Origin of the sequence: Corallococcus sp. AB011P, from assembly GCF_003611605.1 — a bacterium.
GTDB classification, from domain to species: domain Bacteria; phylum Myxococcota; class Myxococcia; order Myxococcales; family Myxococcaceae; genus Corallococcus; species Corallococcus coralloides.
The window spans coordinates 222273-243397 of the sequence record NZ_RAVX01000006.1 but is presented as its reverse complement, the minus strand read 5'-3'; the positions used below and the strand labels follow the sequence as shown (position 1 = coordinate 243397).

The 21125-nt window shown below is 67.1% G+C and carries 19 protein-coding genes; 8 read left to right on the top strand and 11 right to left on the bottom strand.

What is annotated here, in order from left to right; all coding sequences use genetic code 11:
* The coding region (locus D7X30_RS19115) for a glutathione S-transferase family protein (protein WP_199724418.1) at positions 1-341 on the top strand (341 nt) is incomplete at its 5' end.
* Between the two features lie 8 nt (positions 342-349).
* On the opposite strand, the gene D7X30_RS19110 is transcribed toward D7X30_RS19115, so the two are convergent.
* Entirely contained in the window at positions 350-646 is a 297-nt protein-coding gene (locus D7X30_RS19110; RefSeq protein WP_120564374.1) for a hypothetical protein, read from the bottom strand.
* On the opposite strand from D7X30_RS19110, the gene D7X30_RS19105 reads away from it, so the two are divergent.
* Complete coding sequence (locus D7X30_RS19105; RefSeq protein WP_120564373.1) at positions 645-1958, top strand: hypothetical protein; 1314 nt, start codon at positions 645-647, stop codon at positions 1956-1958. The two genes, D7X30_RS19110 and D7X30_RS19105, sit on opposite strands and share 2 nt — an antisense overlap.
* A 145-nt stretch (positions 1959-2103) precedes the next feature.
* Here D7X30_RS19105 and D7X30_RS19100 read toward each other — a convergent pair whose 3' ends face one another.
* Both D7X30_RS19100 and D7X30_RS19095 read right to left on the bottom strand, forming a co-directional pair.
* A complete protein-coding gene (locus D7X30_RS19100; RefSeq protein WP_120564372.1) occupies positions 2104-3180 on the bottom strand; it encodes a hypothetical protein in 1077 nt (358 codons plus the stop codon).
* A 121-nt stretch (positions 3181-3301) separates the two neighbouring features.
* Positions 3302-4564 carry a DUF4114 domain-containing protein gene (locus D7X30_RS19095; RefSeq protein WP_158619297.1) on the bottom strand — a complete coding sequence of 421 codons (1263 nt, stop codon included), beginning with the start codon at positions 4562-4564 and terminating at the stop codon, positions 3302-3304.
* A 660-nt stretch (positions 4565-5224) separates the two neighbouring features.
* On the opposite strand from D7X30_RS19095, the gene D7X30_RS19085 reads away from it, so the two are divergent.
* Positions 5225-5620, top strand: a complete 396-nt coding sequence (locus D7X30_RS19085) for a hypothetical protein (protein ID WP_147443244.1) — start codon at positions 5225-5227, stop codon at positions 5618-5620.
* 88 nt (positions 5621-5708) lie between these two features.
* Here the strand turns inward: D7X30_RS19085 and D7X30_RS19080 are convergent, their stop codons facing one another.
* Positions 5709-5999: a hypothetical protein gene (locus D7X30_RS19080; protein ID WP_120564369.1), complete on the bottom strand. Its 291-nt coding sequence runs from the start codon at positions 5997-5999 to the stop codon at positions 5709-5711.
* 520 nt (positions 6000-6519) lie between these two features.
* On the opposite strand from D7X30_RS19080, the gene D7X30_RS19075 reads away from it, so the two are divergent.
* Entirely contained in the window at positions 6520-7161 is a 642-nt protein-coding gene (locus D7X30_RS19075; RefSeq protein WP_120564368.1) for a glutathione S-transferase family protein, read from the top strand.
* Between the two features lie 145 nt (positions 7162-7306).
* Here the strand turns inward: D7X30_RS19075 and D7X30_RS19070 are convergent, their stop codons facing one another.
* A complete protein-coding gene (locus tag D7X30_RS19070) occupies positions 7307-8080 on the bottom strand; it encodes a DNA/RNA non-specific endonuclease (protein WP_120564367.1) in 774 nt (257 codons plus the stop codon).
* Positions 8081-8472: 392 nt separating this feature from the next.
* On the opposite strand from D7X30_RS19070, the gene D7X30_RS19065 reads away from it, so the two are divergent.
* A complete protein-coding gene (locus tag D7X30_RS19065; RefSeq protein ID WP_120564366.1) occupies positions 8473-8802 on the top strand; it encodes a hypothetical protein in 330 nt (109 codons plus the stop codon).
* 367 nt (positions 8803-9169) lie between these two features.
* On the opposite strand, the gene D7X30_RS19060 is transcribed toward D7X30_RS19065, so the two are convergent.
* Together D7X30_RS19060 and D7X30_RS19055 are read right to left on the bottom strand one after the other, a co-directional pair.
* The gene (locus tag D7X30_RS19060) at positions 9170-9670 is read right to left on the bottom strand and encodes a hypothetical protein (RefSeq protein WP_199724416.1); all 501 of its coding nucleotides are present in this window, start codon (positions 9668-9670) and stop codon (positions 9170-9172) included.
* A gap of 20 nt (positions 9671-9690) precedes the next feature.
* The gene (locus D7X30_RS19055; protein ID WP_120564365.1) at positions 9691-10128 is read right to left on the bottom strand and encodes a hypothetical protein; all 438 of its coding nucleotides are present in this window, start codon (positions 10126-10128) and stop codon (positions 9691-9693) included.
* Positions 10129-10309: 181 nt separating this feature from the next.
* On the opposite strand from D7X30_RS19055, the gene hrpA reads away from it, so the two are divergent.
* Entirely contained in the window at positions 10310-14020 is a 3711-nt protein-coding gene (gene hrpA / locus D7X30_RS19050; protein ID WP_120564364.1) for an ATP-dependent RNA helicase HrpA, read from the top strand.
* 411 nt (positions 14021-14431) lie between these two features.
* Positions 14432-15277: a DUF1963 domain-containing protein gene (locus D7X30_RS19045; protein ID WP_158619296.1), complete on the top strand. Its 846-nt coding sequence runs from the start codon at positions 14432-14434 to the stop codon at positions 15275-15277.
* 121 nt (positions 15278-15398) lie between these two features.
* On the opposite strand, the gene D7X30_RS19040 is transcribed toward D7X30_RS19045, so the two are convergent.
* From D7X30_RS19040 to D7X30_RS19020, 4 genes are all read right to left on the bottom strand, one after another.
* Positions 15399-15602, bottom strand: coding sequence for a hypothetical protein (locus D7X30_RS19040; protein ID WP_233591653.1), 204 nt, complete (start codon positions 15600-15602; stop codon positions 15399-15401).
* Positions 15603-15677: 75 nt separating this feature from the next.
* Positions 15678-16322 carry a hypothetical protein gene (locus tag D7X30_RS19035; protein WP_147443243.1) on the bottom strand — a complete coding sequence of 215 codons (645 nt, stop codon included), beginning with the start codon at positions 16320-16322 and terminating at the stop codon, positions 15678-15680.
* On the bottom strand, positions 16297-17610 hold the full coding sequence (locus D7X30_RS19030) for a hypothetical protein (RefSeq protein WP_147443242.1): 1314 nt from the start codon (positions 17608-17610) through the stop codon (positions 16297-16299). Before D7X30_RS19030 ends, D7X30_RS19035 begins: the two co-directional genes overlap by 26 nt.
* 308 nt (positions 17611-17918) lie before the next feature.
* A complete protein-coding gene (locus D7X30_RS19020; RefSeq protein ID WP_120564360.1) occupies positions 17919-18278 on the bottom strand; it encodes a GerW family sporulation protein in 360 nt (119 codons plus the stop codon).
* Positions 18279-18722: 444 nt separating this feature from the next.
* On the opposite strand from D7X30_RS19020, the gene D7X30_RS19015 reads away from it, so the two are divergent.
* A complete protein-coding gene (locus D7X30_RS19015) occupies positions 18723-20990 on the top strand; it encodes a zinc-dependent metalloprotease (protein ID WP_120564359.1) in 2268 nt (755 codons plus the stop codon).
* The last annotated feature ends 135 nt before the right edge of the window (positions 20991-21125 follow it).

Genomic DNA, 21125 nt, shown 5'->3' with positions numbered 1-21125 from the left:
CCCACATGGCCCCGGCGAACACCGTGCTCGTCCTGGAGAACTTCGTGAAGCAGCGCACCGGCCGCGGGCCGCCGGACCCCGCCGAGGTCGCGCGCGGCGAGGCCCTCTTCGCGCAGACCGCTCCCGTGCTGGACTCGCACCTGGCGGGCAGGACGTGGGTTGCTCAGGAGCGCCTGACGCTCGCGGACCTCTCGCTCGCCGCGTCGTTCGCCCTCGCGGGCCCGGCGCGCCTGCCCCTCGAAGGCTACGCGAACCTCCGGGCCTGGCTCGGGCGCGTGCAGGAGCTGGAGGCGTGGCAGCGCACCGCGCCCCCCATGCCGCCGCCGGCCGCCCGGAGCTGACGCGAACTTCAAGTCCTCGCGAGGAAGGCGTCCGCTTCACCGCCTTCGCACTTCCAATCGGAGTGCACCCCGATGAACCCGCAGGCGGGACAGAAGCACGCGACGTAGAGCCAGCGGACGTCCTGCGTCCCTTCGTACAGCGCCACGCCCGACACGATCTGGAATGCCACCGCGCCACAGAGGCACTCGCTGCGTTGGAGGTCCGCGGCGGTGGGCTGCGGTTCGCGGCCCCCCAGGTCATTGGGCGCCCGCAGCCGGTTTGCTAGAACCCACCGACGCCGCAGCCGCGCCAGGAGGCCACGCATGGAGGTCTACGACTCCGAAGGAGGGACGCATGACACCCGGAACTCCGCCGCCTTCATCCAGTGGATCGACACGCTCCACACCCAGCGCGCCGTCAGCGACCTGAAGATCATCTCCAACTTCTTCCTGGAGAAGGAGCTGGCGGTCCGGCCGACCTCCGACGTCGCCATCGCGGCGAGCAAGGTCCGGAGCGTCCTGGACAAGCTGACGCCGCACGCTCCAGCACTGGGTGGCTCCCCCGTCACCCAGCTGCCACGCGACCGGTGGTGGAAGCTCTTCATCGAGGGGCGCTACCACGGCAGCGGCAACAAGCACCGGGAGATGATCTTCGACCTGGAGCAGTCCCCGGGCTTCTACAACGCCATGATGAAGGCGTTCGACAAGTGGCTGAGCGCGTGCCCATCACCGGCGGACAAGGTGGACTTCAAGCGCTACCACGCCATGCACGCGGCGGTGACGAACTGCGTGTTCAAGCTCAATGACAAGGTTTCCGAGCGCGCCACCCGGCGCTTCATCCCGGTGCCCCACGAGCTCAGCCACTACACGAACTTCCCCATCGCGGTGACAGGACACGACATCTCCTGGGAGAGCCTCAAGGAGATGAACGACGACGGGGACATCGGGACCTACAAGACCCTGATGGCCAACCTGCACGCCCCCAAGGACGTGCTGGAGCACTGGGTGGAGCGGGACTGGGCCACATCCCTGCTCACCAGCAACATGAGCAACCAGCTGCTCTGGGGCACCGCCTACGAACAGTCCGAGGTCAAGGGCAAGGTCAACGGCCTCTTCGAGCGCTACCACCGCGAGCGCGACCAGGCGCAGCAGCAGTCCGCGAAGAAGGCCCGGGTGGAGCTGAAGCTGCGAGCCATCGTGCGGGCCATCCGGGCCTTGCACGTGGGGCACTTCTACGCGGACGCCAACGGGCGCCTCAACACCATGCTGCTCCTGAACTACCTACTGCTCCAGGAGGGCTTCAACCCCGTCATCCTCCACGACACCGCCATCTTTGGCGGAGCCCTCCGGATGTACGACCTGGTCACCGCCGTCCGCGAAGGCATGGAGGCCTTCGAACAGGAGGTGGCGGAGTCGAAGAAGCCCCAGCTCTCCAGTCTCCGAGGGACGCAGGGCGCCCGCCGCTGCGCCATCTGCGACCGCCCCGCCCTCAAGGCCCTGGCGTGTGGCAAGTGCCGGGGCCCCGCCGGGTACGTCTGTGACGGCAGGCTGTGCCAGCCGGAGCTCTGGGCCCTCAAGCCCCACGAGCCCCGCAGTGTCATCCCCCTCATGAATTGCCTCTGCGAGGCGTGCGCCTGACACTCCTGCTGCAAACGCATGGGGCGAAGAGAAGGCCTGTTGAAGGTGGGGGCGGGTGCAGAGGTGCCGTGGAGGGACGCTGCCGTTGAGGGAGTTCGCACCGCGGAGCCGCTCCTCGCCCGGCGTTCCCATTCCGAAGGCCAGCTCAATGCCTTGAGAGGATCTTGATCGAGAGCGTGTCCATGTCCGGATACACGCAGGTGAACCCGGTGAAGAAGCGATGGAATTTCTCGAAGCGATCGACCAGGGAGCTGCTCTCGAAGTGCCAGATGCCGTAGTTGGGATCAAAGAAGGAGAGGACGCCGTGGCCCTTCGAGGGCGTGCGGGAAAAGAACACGCCCATGTCATGCTTGGGGATGGAGATGATGACGAACGTATCCTCTTTCTTGAGCTCGTCCTTGTACTTGACCATGGCATCAACGATCAGCCGCGCTGCCTCATCCCGCTTCTCGACCCCATCCTTGTCCTCGCCGGGTTCGTAGCTCGCCCGGAGCCTGGCGGAGACAATCCGGTCCTTCCTGGAGAGGCGGTTGGCCTTTGTGGCCGATTTGGTGATCTTGCTCGCCACCAGTTGGAATGCGTAGACATCCCGCTGGCTGATTTCCGCCTCTTGCCAGATCCGCAGGCGCCCCATGCGGGCATTCAATTGCTTGAACTTGTAGCCGAGAGCCTCCGCGGCGAGTACGTATCGCGCCCGCTGTTGCGTCCCCGCGTAGTCCTCCGGGTCGTATGAACGGTCCAGCGGGGATTTCAGCTCGCCTGTCTCGTTGGCGAAGTTCAAGTACGCGGGGAAGCCCCCCTTGGGGTACTTCGTCTTGAACTGTTCACGCACGGCCTCGTGTTTCTGTTTCGTCATTACCTTTGAGTAGGTCCGCTCCTGCTCCGGATTGCCCAGGCCCATGGCCATGAGCTGGTTCTGCATCCACGTGGCAATCTTGGCGTTTCGGCCCCGCACGTCCTTGGCAAAGAGCCAGGCATGGAAGTCGCTGGCGGGTTTCTCCTCGAACTTCATCCGCAGCCACATGAGCACCAGCCCGAAGCAGACGCCATCCTTGCTCAAGTCATTGGAAGAAGGAACGCCCGTGTTGAAGTCCTCGCAGCCCTGGCAGAAGCCGCACTCCAGCGTTCCGCCATGTCTGTTCGCGATCTTCGTGAGGTCATTGATGTAGCCGACTCGCTCTGGGACGCCTCTGTAACGGGTCTGATACAGCTTGTCGTACACGGGCACTCTCCACTGAGGGCAACCCCTCATGCTACCCACCAGCGACCTGCTCGGCGCACGAACCCATTCTGGGCGTTCGAGGCGTTGCACGACACGATTAGGAAATCACACGACGCCAGGCTCAGCGGACCGCGAAGCCCCAGGTGTAGGGCACGCCGCGATACTTGCAGGTGGCACCATCACTCCACGCCCAGGTGTAGTCGAGTCGCGCGCCAGCGCAGTACTCACCCGCGTAGTCAGCAAGGTGCCCCTGGGCTCCTCCCTGGCTATCGGAGTCACAGGCGTACTCCGGATAGACACCACCGTAGTAGCTGTAGTTGACGCAGCCCATCATGATCTGCGAGCCGGCTGGGCCATAGACCCCCTGCTTGAAGGCTGTTCCCGCCCCGCCGAAGAACATGTTCGTCTGAGTGTAGCTCCACGGCGCAGGGCTGTAGCTCTGGGCAAAGCTCTCCCCATAGGTGCGATTGAAGACCCTGACCTGACTGAAGGAAACACATGCCAGGTCCTTCGACCATTCACCGCCGCCCAGGACCCCACGCGTCTCAATGCCCATGTGCGTCTTCGCATCGGCCGCCTGCCATCCCGCCACCGTCCACCCGCCTCCGTCGGAGGTCATGTCGCAGTAATACGCGGACGCCTGGGTGCCGCATGGGTTCAGCGAATAGAGGCCACTGCCGAGGGAGGGACAGTATTGGCGCAATTCCTGGCAGGAATGGAGCTGCGCGGAAGGGGCCTCCGGGCAGGGCTTGTCCGGCAGGGTGGCTCCGCCCGTCTCCGTCCCGGCCACGGGATCACTCTGGACCGTGAAGACGACGTCGTTGAAGTCGTCGTCCACCTGCTCATGCGCACGGGAGAAGTCCTCGAAGCCCAGCACCCTGCGCTGCGCTTCCTGATGGTACGCGGACATGACGTGCCGCCGCTGGTTCTCGGCGGCCTCCGGGTTCAGCGCCTCCACGGTGTAATAGGTGGGCCTTCCCAGGTCGAACCGCTCGCCATCCCATCCATCCGCGACCAGGAAGAAGCCCAGCCGCGTCCCTGCGGAGAACTGGCCCAGGTGGACACGATCCCCAGCTTGAAGTTCCCCATTGGAGCCCCAGGCGGAGGCATTGGGGAAGATGACGACCTTCTCCACGTCCTCCACCGTCGTCGGCGGACTGCCGTCTGGATAGGTGAAATAGCCCAGCGTGTTGCGGAAGGTGGCGCCTTCGGACACGAAGGTCACCCAGACATCCGCGGTCGTCGTGACCAGGATGTTGGGATCGTTCGTGGGCGCGACGTAGTCCGGATGATGGACCGGGACCGACTGGTTCTCGGGCAGCGCGCTGGCGATGTCGGCCAGGAAGCTGGCGGGCAGCGTTTCAGGCGTCGCGGCGGTGACCAAGGCCTGACGCCGGCTCAGGGTATCCGCCGGATGGAACGGTCGCGCCTCCGAGGGCTCGCAGCCCCCGGACAACATCGAGCAACAGCCAATCACAGCCCCAAACACAAGATAGTACGGATTGCGATGCATGGACGTGCCTCCAGACAGCGACAAATCCAACAATCCATGAACCCAGTCAACAAATGTAAACTCCACCCACCCGAGTCAAGCCAGACATCAACTCTTCAGGCCGTGCCGGCGCAGGAGCCGATACAGGTATGCGCGGTCCATGTCCGCGGCGGCGGCGGCCTGGGACACATTGCCTCCGTGCAGCGTGAGGAGCGCTTCCACGGAGTCGTGCTCGAAGGACTCCAGCGCCCGGCGCCGGGACTCCGCGTAAGACGCTGGGCCAGATGACGGAGAGCGTCTTGCCGGAGCCCGTCTGCGGTTCGTGTCGTCCGACGAAACCCGGGCTCGCTCGACGCACATTTCCGGCTGCTCTATGTTGGGCATTCGATGAGGCGAAATCAGCCCGGCCGCAAGGCGACCTCGGCGCACCTGGAGGGGCTCGGGTCCTCGCTGATGCATACCGTCCGCGTCTGGCAGGTCGCTCCGGTCCACACCCGATGGACCGCCGTGCTACCCGTCCGGGCAGGACGCGAGGAGGAGGCGCGGCGGTGGGTGACCGAGGCGCTGGCGCGGAACCCGGACATGGGAGGGGGATCGCCGCGCAACGCAATAGGGCTGTTCGAGCCGGGGGCCGGCCGTCGTGGGCTGCGCTTCCTCCCGAGTGACAGCGCCCCGCGGCTGCCTGCTGCGCTCTACCTTGAGTTCATGCCGGCCGGCGCTGACATGGTGTACGCGCAGTACGAGCTGGCGCATCGCATCCTCGAGAGTGCCGCGCCGCTGCTCGAGGATGCGCGCTGGTACGCCATCCTGACGCAGTGCGAGGATATCCTCGACTGCTGGGAACTCGCGGCGGGTCGGCTGCGCTACGAGCGGCACCTGACGGAGGAAGAGCAGGCCCGAGAGATGCTGCAACAGCTCGAGCCATCGCTCCGGGGCCGGCTGGACTGACTGCGCAGTTCAGATGGGCTGAGGCACTCCGGCCAAGAAACCACGAGGCCCGGACGCGATGCCGGGCCTCGTGGACGTTCAAGACCGCTCAGCTCTCAGCCTGCTCCGTGCCCGGATGGTCGGCGTCGCAGACCGGCGCGGTGTCGTCGGCGCGCTGGATCTGCTCGGAGGAGACCGAAGCGTTCTCCTGCGAAGGCTGCGCGGGCTGGAAGCAGTAGCCCGCCGCGCCACAGGTGGTGAGGCGGGTCCCCAGGAAACAGGGGTCGTCGCAAATACCCTCGCAGGTATCCCAGCACTGCAGCGGAAGAGCAAAGGCGGACGCGGGGGCCACGGCGAGGACAGCGGCAACGGCGAGAAGGGACTTCTTCAGCGCGTTCATCGGCACTCCTGGGTGTGGGAATGTGCCTGCGCGAAGGACAGGCACGCCTCGCAGCAGAAGCGCGTACCGGGAGACAATGACAGACACCCTGCGCCAGAACTGTTTCTGACCTGACGCTTCCATCACCCCAAGATCCACCCCTGCAAGAGTCAATCGTGGCAACCCCTCGTATTCCATGCGCTTCAGCCGTCTGATTGCCGTTGCCACGCATCGGGCGAAGTGAAGGCCTGTTGAGGGTGGGGGCTGGAGCAGAGGTGACGAGGCGGGACGCTGACGGGTGCCGCGAGCTGTGCGCCAGGCCGGTGGAGAAGCCGTGCAGCCCTCATTGGACACGCCCGCCACATCTGCCCCCGCTTGAGGACCCGGTGACGTGCGGAACGGGCTGGTGGTGGCGCACGGACAGACGGAGAAGAAGTTCCTCGACGTCCTGAAGCCGTGCCCCTGACGATACCTGACAGGCCCTTGTCACCCGGGGTGGATAGGTCCTCCCCCTCCACCCGTGCCGTCCCGGAGGTCCGTCTTGAAGCTCTACTTCCACCCCCTGTCTGGAAACTCGCGCCGCGTGCTGCTCGTGGCCGCCCACCTCGACATTTCCCTCGAGCGCATCGTGGTGGACCTCACCACGGGCAAGCAGCGCGAGGCGTCGTACCTGGGCATCAACCCCAACGGGCGCGTCCCCGTCCTGGACGACGGCGGCTTCGTTCTCTGGGAGTCGCGCGCCATCATGGTGTACCTCGCCGAGAAGACCCCGGGGCAGACCCTGCTCCCCACGGACGCGCAGGGCCGCGCCGACGTCAACCGCTGGCTGTTCTGGTGCTCGGCCCACATGGCCCCGGCGAACACCGTGCTCGTCCTGGAGAACTTCGTGAAGCAGCGCACCGGCCGCGGGCCGCCGGACCCCGCCGAGGTCGCGCGCGGCGAGGCCCTCTTCGCGCAGACCGCTCCCGTGCTGGACTCGCACCTGGCGGGCAGGACGTGGGTTGCTCAGGAGCGCCTGACGCTCGCGGACCTCTCGCTCGCCGCGTCGTTCGCCCTCGCGGGCCCGGCGCGCCTGCCCCTCGAAGGCTACGCGAACCTCCGGGCCTGGCTCGGGCGCGTGCAGGAGCTGGAGGCGTGGCAGCGCACCGCGCCCCCCATGCCGCCGCCGGCCGCCCGGAGCTGACGCGAACTTCAGGTCCTGGCGAGGAAGACGTCCGCGTCACCGCCTTCGCACTTCCAATCGGCGTACACCCCGATGAGTTCGCAGGCGGGACAGAAGCACGCGATGTAGAGCCAGCGGACGTCCTTCGTCCCTCCTCAGCGGCGCCTCAGTTGCAGCCCTGGCTCGACAGCCAGTTCACGCCGCGGGTCCGGTCGGTCGTGCCGTTCGTCCCGCCGCCGTCCGTGTTCGAGAAGGACATGGACACGGCGCTCCCCGTGGACTGGTTGGTGATCTGCATCGTCAGGTTGTTGGGGATGAGCGCGGTGGAGTTCGGGTAGTTCGCGCCGATGGAGTAGCGCAGCCGGCCGATCGGCAGGCTCCCGCACCCGGCCATCGCGTTCTCGAGCTGCAACCAGTTGCCACGGTTGAAGTTGGCATCCTGAGGCACCAGGTTCGCCCGCCCTCCCCAGCCCCCGAGCTGTGAGCCGATGAGGTGTCCTCCGTCGTAGTCGTTGCTGGGGTTCTCCGCGTCTCCCCACTGACCCACGTTCGTCTGACAGGAGTCGACGCGCGGCGCGGCGGTGATCCGCGGCAGATCCTTGTACGCCCGGTTCGGCCGGCCCACGCTGTCGATGAAGTAGTACTCGCCGTCGAAGCTGTGCCACTTGTTCCGGTCCGTCGACGGGAAGAGCTTCGGGCAGTCGCTGATCAAGGCCGCGGTGACGTCCCCGTGGGCGACGTACCCGACGCCGTAGGGCGTCAGCGCCTGCCGGATCTCCTCCTCCGTGTGGCTCTCGAAGAAGTCCATGAGGCCGCTCGGGCCACCGAAGTCCTGCTCCAGCTGAGAGGTGACGTCTTCTCCGCCCAGGTCCGTGACGCCGCAACCGCCGAGCAACAGACCCAACACCACCGCGACTGAGAGCTTGTTCAGGGTGCGCATTCTTCCGGCTCCTTTGAGTGGCCTTGATTACCAAGAAACCAAGAAAACACAAAAGAAAGGCGATAGGCGCTTTGTAGGATTTCTATAACAGTCCTGCAGCAACCTGTTTCAGCCGCGAACGCGTGATCTGGACGCCAACGGCCAAGGCCCGCAGGCAGCAATCATTGCCATGCAATGACTCGCGCAAGAGTTCGCCGGCTTTCGCCAGGCAGCGTGTTGCCCATTGCGAAGGGCGCCTGCGTGCGCTCGATCTCCAGCCAAAGCTTTACGCAGCACTCCGCGTCTTCTAATGTCGTGCACGCCCCGCTGTACGCGTGAGCTTGGGACGGACAATGGTGCTCAAGACGCGGGAACCGGCTGGGCATGCCAAGCGACCCACGGAGGATTCATCCATGAAAGCCGGACATGTCGTAGCCATTGCCGCCCTGCTGGGCGGTCTCTGGAGTCAGCCCGCGTCAGCCCAGGACCCGGTGCTCACCTGCCAGGGAAGCAACTATTGCAGTGCCTATTCCGGCAGCATCGCCTACGACACGACCACCTGGGGCTTCGACTCCGGGTGGGCCGACCTGCTCCTGCCTGCGTACTGCGACGGTACGCTCTCGTGTCCTTTCTACTGTCCGACCAGCCCCGGCATGATCACCGTGACCGTGACGTTCTGGAGCGGGGGCCAGGTGGTGGCGACGGCGTCTTCGGACGCCCGCTGCACGCCTGAGCCGATCTGACGGACAAGAGGCTCCGAAGCACGCACGCCGCGGGTGGTTGTCAGTTCATCAATTACAACGGCGAGACCTCAACGGGCCCGCGCGTCCTGATGGACTTCCTGCTCAACGGAAGCTGCCAGTACGACCCTCCCCGGTTGGTGCTCGACTACCAGCCGCCGGACTCCGTTCGTGCGCTCCCCACCTGCGCCGCAACGCAAGACATCACAGCAGGAGCAGGCATTGGCCGCACGTGTGCCGCGGCCTTTGACCTCGCGATCGCCGAGGCGGAAGCGGACGCGGCCAACATGTGTCAGTTTGGCGTATGCCAGGCAACGGCGAGCCAGGATTACTGTGGCACCAGCGGCACGAGGAAGATCGCTCTGGCCTCCTATGAGTTTAGTTGCTTCGCGACCACCAATCTTTGTGGGCCCTGACAGGTTCGCGATGCCTTGCGTTGCTTGTCGCGGAGATAGACCGCCAGCACGCCGCCAAGGTACCGCCCCGTGCGACGATTAGCCGAGGCAGTTGCGAGGGGCAATGGACAAACGGGCGTTGGCTTCTCCCAGAAACCAGTCAGTTGCGGTATGCCATGAAAGACGTACTTCGGGTCATCAAGACGCATCTCCCAGTGACCACCGACAGCTTTCCGGAAGGTCTCGCCAATGTATCGAGCCAGGCCATCGACGAGGCGGCTCTCGGATGGAGGAAGCATCTCCTGGGTGCTTGCGTACTTGTTCAAGATCCAAGCTTCTAGGACATCAAGCGAACCGGGGGAGAAATCGAGGCGTGCCGCAACCTCAGGGGACAGACCGTCCAGGAATCTCTGAAGAGCGTCATCCAGGTCTGCCAGCCAGTATTGGAGATCTTCACGTTCCTTTTCCATGCCCATCGCTTGTTCATCCCTGAGCCCTATGCGGCGGGTCCGACGAGCGTGAACGGATCGGGGACGACGACGCGGATCGCCGCGGCGAGCTTGAGCTCGAGCCGCGACCGCTCGGTGTCCTCCATCCACCGCAAGGCGGAGTGCAGCCGCTGGTAGAGATGAATGAAGTAGAACGGTGACCGGCCATTGAAGTTCATACCGGGGAGGCGGCGACTCATCGTGTGAGCCTCGTCCCGCATGGGCTCGAAGAACGACATCTCGGTCGCCAGCTCGACGCACTTCTCCACTTCGCGTCGGGGCTGCACCGCGGCGAGCAGGAACAGCATCGCCACCGGATCGTCGCTCGCCAGCCAGGCGGCCGTGACCGTCATGGGATCGACGCCGAGGTCCTGCGGCGATGCCCAGTCGCGGGCGCGGCCGGACACCTCGGCCATCAGGTCGGTGAGCGTGCGCCGTGTCGTCATGCGACGATGATACGGCCCGGCGCGCGTTGAGTGCATCCTTCCGCCGTGCGTCACTCCCATGGTTCGCATGCAGGTGTGTACTGGCCTGCAAGGAGAATCCTCCCCAAGAACGCCCGCCAAGCAGGCGCCCACTCAATTCGTCAGGGGCGAAGCGCGCCCTTCAGTGCTAGTCCATACCGCCATGTCCGGCGACTCACCCGTCCCCTCCCCCGGCGGCTTGCCCACCCTGCGCTTCCCCCCCGAGCTCCCCATCTCGAGCCGGGTGGAGGACATCACCGCGGCCATCTCCGCCCATCAGGTGGTCATCGTCGCGGGGGCCACCGGCTCAGGGAAGACGACGCAGCTGCCCAAAATCCTCCTCGCCATGGGGCGCGGCCGTCCTCGCCAGATTGGCGTCACCCAGCCCCGGCGCATCGCCGCGACGAGCGTGGCGGCGCGCGTGGCTCGCGAGGTCGGCACGGAGCTGGGCACGGACGTCGGCTACCAGATCCGCTTCGAGGACCGCTCGTCCCGGCAGACGGCCGTGAAGTTCATGACCGACGGCGTCCTGCTCGCGCAGATCCACAGCGACCCGCTCCTGAAGCGCTACGACACCATCGTGCTCGACGAGGCCCACGAGCGCAGCCTCACCATCGACTTCCTGCTCGGGTGGCTCAAGCGCATCCTCCCCAGGCGCCCCGACCTCAAGGTGGTGGTGAGCTCGGCCACCATCGAAACCGAGCGCTTCTCGCAGTTCTTCGGGGGCGCTCCCGTCATCCAGGTGGAGGGCCGGACCTTTCCCGTGGACGTGCTCTACGAGCCGCCCCCCGAGGAATCCGAGCTCGCTGACGCCGTCGCCGATTCGGTGGCGAACGTGCTCTCGCTCGACCCGGACGGGGACGTGCTCGTGTTCCTCCCCGGGGAGCGGGAGATCCGCGAGGCCGAGAATGCCCTGAACGCGCGCGAGCTCCGCGGCACGGTGGTGCAGCCCCTGTATGCGCGCCTGTCGGCCTCCGAGCAGTCGCGCGTCTTCGCCACCATCCCCCAGCGCCGCGTCATCCTCGCCACCAACGTCGCGGAGACGTCGGTCACCATCCCGGGCATCGTGTACGTCGTGGACACGGGCGTGGCGCGTCTGTCGCGCTACGACCCACGCTCGGGCACCACGCGCCTGCACATCGAGCCGGTCTCCCAGGCCAGCGCCGACCAGCGCAAAGGGCGCTGCGGGCGCGTGCGCGAGGGCATCTGCGTGCGCCTCTACGACGAGGTGAGCTTCACCACGCGGCCCGGCTTCACCGACCCGGAGATCAAGCGCACCGGGCTCGCGGGGGTCATCCTGCGGATGAAGTCCCTCGACCTCGGTGACGTCGAGGACTTCCCCTTCCTCGACCCGCCCCAGCCGAGGGCCATCGCCGAAGGCTGGCGGGTGCTCGAGGAGCTCGGGGCCATCGAGGGCAAGGAGCGCACCTTGACGCCGATGGGTCACCAGCTCGCGCGCTTCCCGGTGGACCCGCGCATCGCGCGGATGATTCTCGCCGGCGCCGAGTACGGGTGCCTGGACGAGGTGCTCATCGTCGCCGCTGCGCTCAACCTGCAGGACCCGCGCGAGCGGCCACGGGAGCTCGCGCAGAAGGCGGACGCGTCGCACTCGCGCTTCCGTGACGAGCACTCGGACTTCATGGGGCTCCTCAAGCTGTGGGCGTTCGTGCGCGAGGCCGAGGAGCGCGGGACGTCCCATCTGCGGCGCGTGTGCCGGGACAACTTCCTGTCCTTCCTGCGGGTGCGCGAGTGGCGGGACGTCCAGCGCCAGCTCGAGGAGACCGTCCGCGAGCTGCGCCTGCCTCGCAAGGGCCGGGGCGCCCCGGCGCGCGGGGACGTCCTGCACCAGGCGCTCCTCACCGGACTCCTGTCCCGCATCGGCCAGTGGAATCCGGAGCAGCGCCACTATGTGGGCGCGAAGCAGACGCGCTTCACGGTCCACCCCTCGTCGGCGCTCGCGAAGAAGCCCCCTGCCTGGGCGATGGCGTTCGAGCTCGTGGAGACGTCCCAGCTGTTCGCGCGCACCGTGGCGAAGCTCGACCCGGAGTGGCTCGCGGCGGCGGCCCCCCACCTGCTCAAGCGCAGCTACTCCGAACCGCACTGGTCGGAGAAGTCCGCGCGCGCCATCGTGAAGGAGAACGCGACCCTCTTCGGGCTTCAGGTCTTCAAGGAGCGCCCCGTCTCCCTGGCCAGCATGGACCCCGCCCGGGCACGGCTGATGTTCCTCGAGCATGCCCTGGTGCGCGGCGAGTACCGCACCCGGGGGGCGTTCCAGGAGAAGAACCGACAGGTGCTCGAGCGCGTGGCGCGCCTGCGGGACAAGGCCCGGCGCAGCGAGCTGCTCGACAGCGAGGCGCTGCTGACGTTCTTCGACCAGCGCGTCCCAGCGGACGTGACGGACGGAGCGGGTTTCGAGGCCTGGCGCCGCAAGGCCGAGGCGGCCGACCCCGACGTGCTCGTCCTCTCCATGGAGGATGCCCTTTCGCACGACCCGGGCCTGTCTCCGAAGCACTACCCGGACGCCATCTCCCTGCACGGCGCGTCCGTCCCCGTGACGTACACCTTCGACCCATCGGCCGAGGACGATGGCATCACCGTGAGCGTGCCGCTGCTGCTGCTCGCCCAGTTGGTCCCAGGTGAGCTCGACTGGACCATCCCCGGTTGGCAGCGGGAGAAACTCACCGCCCTGCTCGAGCAGGTCCCCCGCGCCCAGCGCAAGCAGCTGGGGCCCGTGCCGGAACTGGTCGACCGTCTCGAGAAGGAACTGGTGCCCTTCCGCGGGCCGTTGATTCCAGCGCTCGCGCGTGCGGTGTCCCGGCTGTGCGGCGTGGACGTGCCCGAGGAGTCCTTCCGCGCGGATGCCGTGGTGCCGTACCTGCGCATCACGCTCCGGGTGCTCGACGAGCGGGGAAAGGAGCTCGCGAAGAGCCGCGACGCCGACGCGTTGCTCGATCAGTACGGGGGACATGCACGGGCGGCGCTGCGCAGCGCGGCACCGACTTCGGACTGGGAGCGCAAGGGGCTGACCGCATGGACCTTCGGCGAGCTGCCCCCCTTTGTTACCCGGCGGGTCGGCGGGCTCGATGTCCGCAGCTACCCCGCGCTCGTCGACCGGGGCGCTGCCGTGGACCTGGTGCTGCTCGAGACCTCCGCCGCCGCCGACGCGGCCACGCGCACGGGGGTCCGCCGGCTCCTGATGCTCGCCGCGCGCGGCCACGTGGCCGTCAGCGGCGCGCGCATGCCGCTGCCCTTCCCGTCCCTGGACGGCGCGCCGCCCGCGCGGGGCAAGGCTGACGCCTTCAAGGCGCTCGTCCTCGCACGCAGCGTCGACGATGCGTTCAAGCTCGCACCGGGTGCGCCACTGCCCCGCACGAAGGCGGCCTTCGAGGCGCTGGTCCATGAGGGCTCACCGCGCATCGAGCGTGAGGCACGGGACTGGGCGAACGCCGTCGTCGTCACCTCCTCGGAACTCGCTGCGACGCTCGCCGCACTCAAGGCGGCCTCCAAGGGGCCGAGCGGCGCGGCGGCCGTGCGGGACATCCGCTCGCAGCTCGGGCAGCTGTTCCCCGCGAACCTCATCGAGTGGATTCCCCTCGTGCGCCTGCTGCACTACCCGCGCTACCTCCGCGCGGCCCAGGCACGGCTGTCTCGTGCAGTGGCGAACCCCCCGAAGGACGCAGGGAAGGCCGCGCCCTTCCTCCCCCTGTGGGAGACCTTCCTCGCCAGGTCCGCCACCGCGCGTGACCAGGAGGCAGCGCAGGAGCTGCGGTGGGCCTTCGAGGAGCTCCGCGTGGCCATCTTCGCTCCGGAGGTGACGACGCCCGTGTCGGTGACGGTGGCGAAGGTCGGCGCGGCCCTCGCGGCGCTGCGCTAGAAGCGAGTGGCTGTCCGTCCGCGACGAGAGCATCGGCGTCCTCAAGGTGCCGCCGCCGGACTGCCCACCGCCGGCCGGTAGGCCGGTAGTGATGCTCCCGTCCGGTGGACAGGCCGCGCTCGCATCAGGTGCGTGGCAGGGGCCTGGACCTCTTGGCGCCTCTTGAGCCTCAACACCACGAGGCCTGGGGTGGCCCTCGTGTCGGGGCCAACCTCGCCCATGCCGTGGGCTAGCCCAGGTGCGCCAGAATTGCCCGCCCCGGGGCCCCCTTCACGTACGCCCACACCCTCAAGCCTGTCTCCGCACCTGCTTGAGGGAGCGGCCGCAGGGCGATGCGTTTCACGGTTGGGGCTGGATGCAATTGCCCGCGCGCCTTCGCTCCGTCTGCACGGCAGGCTACGTTCACCGCCCATGTCCAAGGCCCGGAGCGACAAAATCGATGCCCTCAGCGCGGACGAGGTCGGTCGATGGCTACGTCCGTTGATTCGCCAGCGCACGATGCTGGTGCCGGGAGCGTCCTCCCGCGACGACTCGCTGCTTGCCACGCGCTTCGGTGGCGTGCCCACGGGGCGCGGTGGCGAACAGTGGCCCATCTGTGACCGCGGCCATCTCCTGAGCTTCGTTGCGCAGGTGAACCATGTACGAGACGCTCGGCACTCGCCCACGCTCGGCATCGCCTTCTTCACGTTCTTCTACTGCTGGGACTGCGGCCCGCTGCACCCCAAAAAGCCGCGGGACGGAATCAAGGAGCGGGAAGGATTTCGGGTGATGGCGTACCCGTCGCTCTCGCCTTCCCAGGCATGCGAACTCCGACCGGAGCCGGATGCCTCTAAAGGCTATCACTGGCAAGAGTTCGAGCCTCGATTCGTGACCCCACGACTCGAACAATCGCTCCCTGATGACGTTGGGTTCGAGGTGCACTGTCCCCCGCTCTGGGACCGAGTCCCCGGAAACTCCGGTGCTCGGCAGGCGTGGGAGAACTGGCACGTGGTGGCTCGAGTCGCCAGTGAGCTAACCCACGCCCGCGAGAAACCCCACTCACGCAACAGAGGGGTCGTGCTCGGCGGATATCCCAATTGGGTGAACGGCCCAGACCAGACACCACGATGCACCGTTTGTGGGGAGCTGATGGAGCTGCTGCTGCAGCTCTCTCCCTCTGATGTGACGGATGCCAGTTGGGGCGATGTGTGGACGGCCTATCTCTTCATGTGCCGAACACACCTGAAGGAAGTCGCGCTTCGATTCCAGGGCACGTGACCCTGGTCGAACTGCTCACGTGGCGCACGCCGGGCGAGGTTCTCATAGGGCCGTCCGAGCAGCTGCGAGGGGACGGACACCCAAGGTCCGCCGGAGACGCGCTGCGCCAGAAGCGAAAGAATCAAGAGATGACCTTCTGGGGGCGCAGCAGCGCGGCGGCCAGCACGACTCCATAGACCGCCGCGCTTCCATGGACCGCGAGCGCGAAGGCGAGCGAGGCACCGCCAAGCATCACGGTCAGCGCGGCATTGAGGCTGAGGAACAGCATGAACGCGCCCAGCAGCAAGGTGAACAAGGCCGTGGGCGAGGTGAGCTTCCAGGGCAACCGTGAGGGCTGAACCGGAGTTCGTGATTCGCGAGCGGGCTGGGATGCCAGCCGCAACCACCCTCCGGCTTCGCGTCAGGGAGAGGGAATCCCGGGTGGGAGCTGATGCTCCTTCGACTGCACCGGGCCCAGGTGCTTCTGGAACCACGGAAGCAGCGACGGCCCGTCCGTCAGGACCAGCTCGCGCCCCTGTGCCCCCGACCCGCACCACCTCTCCTCGCGCAGGCGCAGGACATCATCGCGCACCAGTTGCCCGAACACCGACTTGCCGTCCCGGAATTTCAGCTCCAGGAGGACGGACTCCCAGGGCGGCGTGGTCAGGGCCGGGTCCTTCGAAACCGCCGCCTGGGTGAACGCGGTCCGAAGCCGCGCCAACAGCGGCTCGGGCATGCGCCCCACCACCTTCTCCCCACCGCAGGTCACAAGGCGGGCCGACTCAAGCTGGGAGGCCTCCGCCTTGAGCCGAGCCACCGCGCGGGCCCCCGGCGAAGGCTCGGCCTCCACGTCGGCGGACGGCGTTGGTGCCGCCGGAGCAGGCTCCTCCGGAGGAGTGATGGCCGGCGCCTCCACCCGGCCCTTCGCCACACCCTCGCGCTCCGAGGCCGTGGCGCCACGGGCCGCCTCCTGACAGGCCGGAACCAGCAGCAGCGTCGCGGCGAGCCACGCCCGGGAGAGGCCAGACCGCCTGTCGGAATCAGAAGAAGAGATAGCCGGTGTCATCGGGAACCAATCCCATGGCGCTCTTGAGGAAGTCGTATTCGCGCTTGTAGATGGTGCCATCCACGTACATGTAATTGAAAGTCTTCTTGCCCACGGGGACGGCGCGAAGATTGGCGCCCATGCCGGGAGGCGCCCCGTACACCTTCGCGCGACCGCCAATGGCAGCGGACAACTTCGCCATGTAGTTGTACTTCAGGATGACGTCCCGAAGGTACGTCTTCGACTCCGCGGCCGTCTTGGTGACCTTCGTCCCGGACCAGTCGTAGGTGACGGTGTCGGTGTCGCTCTTGGCCGAGGCCGTGGCGCGAATCAGGTTGCGATAGGCCGTGGTCGCCAGACAGCCCCACACCTTGACGACGGAGTCAGTGGCGAAGGCGGCCTTGAGGTCCGCCAGCCGGGGCATGTTGACCGGATCGAAGTCCTTGAGCCGGGGGTCCTTGTCTCCCGGATCCCGCAGCGCCGCGGAGGTCCCGCCCGAACGGTAGCCGATGTCCTCGGTGGTGTTGGCGAGGATGGGTCCCCCTGCCCAGGCATGTGAGAAGAGATGGAACTCCCTCAAGGCACCCGGTGCCTTGAGGCCCAGCTCGGCGAGGTAGTCGTAGACGTGCAGGATGGAGATGGAATCGTCGTCGTGCCGCCGCTTCTGGTTCACCGTCTCTGAGTATTTCGCCACATGCGGCTTCACCGTCCCCTGGAGGACGCGGTCCAAATCAAACCACCCGGACGCGCTCTTCACGCTCCTGCTCCGTTCTCCGGACTTGAAGTCGAAGAGGGTTACGACCGTGGGTGTGTCGATGCGCTTGGGGATGGTTGTCTTCATGCCGGTCCTGTGCGTGCTCCCCGAATAGAGGTCCTCACGACAGGTGTTGCAGTAGGCGACGTTGTTCGCCCCGCCGCTGTAGTCCCAGCCCGCGACGAGGACGACCTCGGAGTGAGCCGAGGCCAGCGTCAGGGTCAGGGTGAAGACGGTCTTCGCCGCGCCCAGGGCGGTCTCCTGGGTCCGCTGGATGGTCGGGCAGCAGAGGGGCGCCTCCTGGGGGAACGTAGGCACCGGTCCCTCCGTCCCCTTCACGAAGGTGAGGGGCAGGATGAAATCCGGCCGGTCCACGAAGGAGAAACACACTTCGCCCCGGCCCGGGTTCACTCCGCTCAATGCGATGCGAACAGCGCCGGAGACTGCCACGCTGCGGCTCACGGCCAGTCCCGAGGTCAGCGTCACGGTGCTCACATTGAGCGCAGCACCCTTTTCGTCGACAGCAACCACCTCGAGGTGATGGGTCGCGGGCATGTCTTCCCCCTCGTTCAAAGTCTGCCAGGGACGCAGATGGGCACTTCTCTGCCCCACCATTCGAGCCCCAAGGAAGAGGGCGAAACAACGACCCGGGAGGACCTGGGAAGCGACGCAACCGGCTCAGTTGCCGCACGAATAGAAGATCTCGGCCCCCCGCGTCTGGCTCTCGGGTGTTTGCTGGAAGCGCCGGACGTTCTCGGCGAGCCGGTCGGCATGGACAACGAAGAGCGGGCTCCCCCAGACATGGACCGACCTGGAGCACGTGTGGCTTGAGCACGACACGGGTATCTGAATGACGGGTCGGCCTATCGTCGGCCACTCAGCCGAGTGCGCGAGTAGAAGAGCAGGGCGAAGCCAGCCAGTACCTGCAAGCCGAGGATGATGCGCGTGGGCTCCACGACAGGCAGCCACGACACCCTGTCTCCGCGGATGACGAAGGCGCCGGCCGGACGCGCGCTCAGCCCAAAGCCCGTGCCCTCCCCATGTCCCATGCCCTCCCTCGAGTTGGCCTCAGGGACCGGGCCCTCTCCCCCACCGCCGCCTCCACCGCCCATCACGCGCGCGACGGGAATCACGGTGACCTCCCCCTGCTGGATGGGTTGGCCGAAGACGCTGCGCGCGGAGATGCTGTCGCGGGTCCGGTCGATGAGGTCGATGATGTCCATGGCGGATTCCTCTTCGAATGCTCCCGCCAGAGATAGGCACGGTGGGAGCGCGAGCCATCACACCAAGGCACCAGCCCGGGGCCCGGCTCGCCGCTGAGACGCGCCACCCATGCGCGTCGAGCGTCCGCAAGAAGGCCCCCGATGCCACCAAGCCGACGGACGCACGACCCACTCCGGGTGAACACGGGAGGGGGCGGGAAGAGTGTCTCCATCATCTGGTCCGTGAAGCTCCCGAAGGAGTGGCCTGGAGAGCATGCGCATCAGCGACGTGGGAGCCCTGTCGCGGGCGAGAACCGGGCCGACATATCGTCCGGGTTGAAAGTCCTTGCGCGGTGGAGGGCTTCTTCCGAAGCCTGGCGCCCTTCCGGTATGCCCCCCGCCGAAATGTCGTTCCTCCGGTGCAACGGGCGGCGCGATGCCGCCCCAACCCCCTGGAGTGATTCGATGCTTGGACGGACGTGGTCTTCGCGGCGCCGCTGGCTGGGCGCCGCGTCGCTGGTGGTGATGTTGACGAGCGGCGGCTGTGACACCGGCGGGCCCGTGACTGAGACGGAAGCCCCCGAAGCCTCGCTGGCCGTCAGCCTGGAGGACGCCTTCGTGGCGGTGCCCCGGGCCACGAGCACGGAGCAGCGCCAACAGGTGGAACAGCGCCTGTCCGGAATCGTGGAGGACGCGGGCACCCACTTCTACCTGGCCATCAAGCGCAGCGAGCTGAAGCAGAAGTGGTTCCTGTCCGCGTTCCTCAAGCAGCTCCATCCGGGAGGGGTGATCTTCGGCGCTGGCAGGTCCCTGGGCACGCGGGTGGTCTCCTTCCAGGAGCAGAACGGACGGCTCTTCGTGGTGGATGTGGACGACCGCAAGAAGCTCAGCGACGTGTTCGACCCACAGGTGCTGGTGGAGGCCTACCCCGTCGTCACCGACTACGGCCCCTTCAACCGTCTGCGCAACGCCGACCAGTACGTGCTCATCGACCCGTCGGCGGGGCTCAACCGCTTCGGCGTGATGGGGGACTCGTTGTCCGTCTCCACGCGATTCCAGACGGAGCTGAGCTTCGCGCAGCGCTTCCACCCCATCACCGACGGCATCGCCTTCGAGCAGGTCTTCACGGGCTACTCGGAGGCGTCCGAGCCGTTCGCCGTGGACTACCTGGAGCCCAATGGCTACCGCGCCTCCGGCACGCTCGGCCTCGCCCTGCGCCGCTACAAGGAGGGGCCCGGCTACACGCCCACGGCCATGCCCGAGCAGACGCTCTACTTCGCGGGAGCGCCGAGCTTCATCACCAACGCCGGTGGCTGGCAGGACATCCCGGCGATGAAGTGGAACATCCACCCCGGGATGAAGCCTATCTCCTGGTTCATCACCCCCTCCGTGCTCTCGATCCAGGCCGACCCGCGCTTCCAGGACTATGACCTGGTGGGCGCCATCAAGCGCGGCGTGGAGGGTTGGAACCAGGCGTTCGGCTTCAAGGTCCTGGAGGCCACGGTGGGCGGTGCGGGGCTCGACTTCGCGGATGACGACAAGAACGTCCTCATCTTCGACCCGGACGAGGGCGTGCCCTACGCCTTCGCGAACTTCCGCATCAACCCCAACACCAGCGAGCTGCGCGGCGCCAGCGTCTACCTGCCGGCCATGTGGCTGGTGCTCGGGGACGAGACCTTCGAGAGCGACCCCGGCGCGTTCGCCGCCGCACGGGCGCGGACGCTCTCGCCCGTGAGCATGTCCTGGTCCGGGATGAAGGCGGAGCAGCTGTGCGACCTGAACGTCCTCGAGCGCTTCGGCGACCCGGAGGCCGGCCTCGCGTCGTCGCTGACGGCGGTCACTCCGCAGACGAAGAAGCAGAAGGTGGAGGCCTACCTCACGCACGTGGTGTTGCATGAGATTGGCCACACGCTGGGCCTGCGCCACAACTTCGCCGGATCGCTCGCTTACGACGGCACGCCCACGGGCCTGCGCAGCAGCTCCGTGATGGACTACGTCGCGAACGAGGACTCCGTCCTGGACAGCGCGCCGGGCCCCTACGACGTGCAGGCGGTGCGCTACCTCTACGGGCTGGACACCCAGCTGCCCACCTGGGAGTTCTGCACGGATCAAGACCGGTTCACCGACCCGCGCTGTGCCATGTACGACCGCACGAATGACACGTTCAGCTTCACGCTGGCGGACTTCAACGTCTACGCGCAGAGCTTCCTCACCACGGCCTCGGTCACCAACCGGCTCAACCTCACCCTCAGCACCCGCACCAACCAGGTCCTGGGCTTCGTGCGGGCCGGGACGGAGCAGGTGCGGGCGTACCAGGACATCCTGGCCCAGGTGCGGCCGCCGCTCGTCGTGCCTCCGGGCGCGCCCGCGGTCTACGCCTCCCGCGCGGATGAGCTCGCCCGCCGCGTCCTCACGCGCCTCTACCTGGACCCGGTGTCCTCGCGCGGCGGCATCTTCACCGCGAATGCGCCCACCACTCCGCAGTTCACGGCGCCGGTGATGGCGGACGTGCGCGGCATCCTGCTCAACGTGGACGGTGTGCGCGGCTACGCGGCCCGCCGCGCCATGGTGGACATCCTGAAGCAATTCCAGACACTGCCCGCGTACTCGGCGCTGCGCGAGGCCCGCGACACGCTCACCGCGCAGCTCCCGTCGCTCACGGGGGAGGAGCGGTTGCAGTCCGAGGATCTGCTGGCGCGCGTCTCCAGCGCGCTCTCGCCCTACTACCACTGACGCGAAGCCTGGTCGCTCCACCCATGGGTTCGAATCCCGTCGGGGACACGGAAGGACCGAGGCCGGAAGCCGCTGAGCCCCAGCGGCTTCCGGCCTTGGTGTTTTCTGACGCCTTGTCACGCTGGCCGAAGCGCT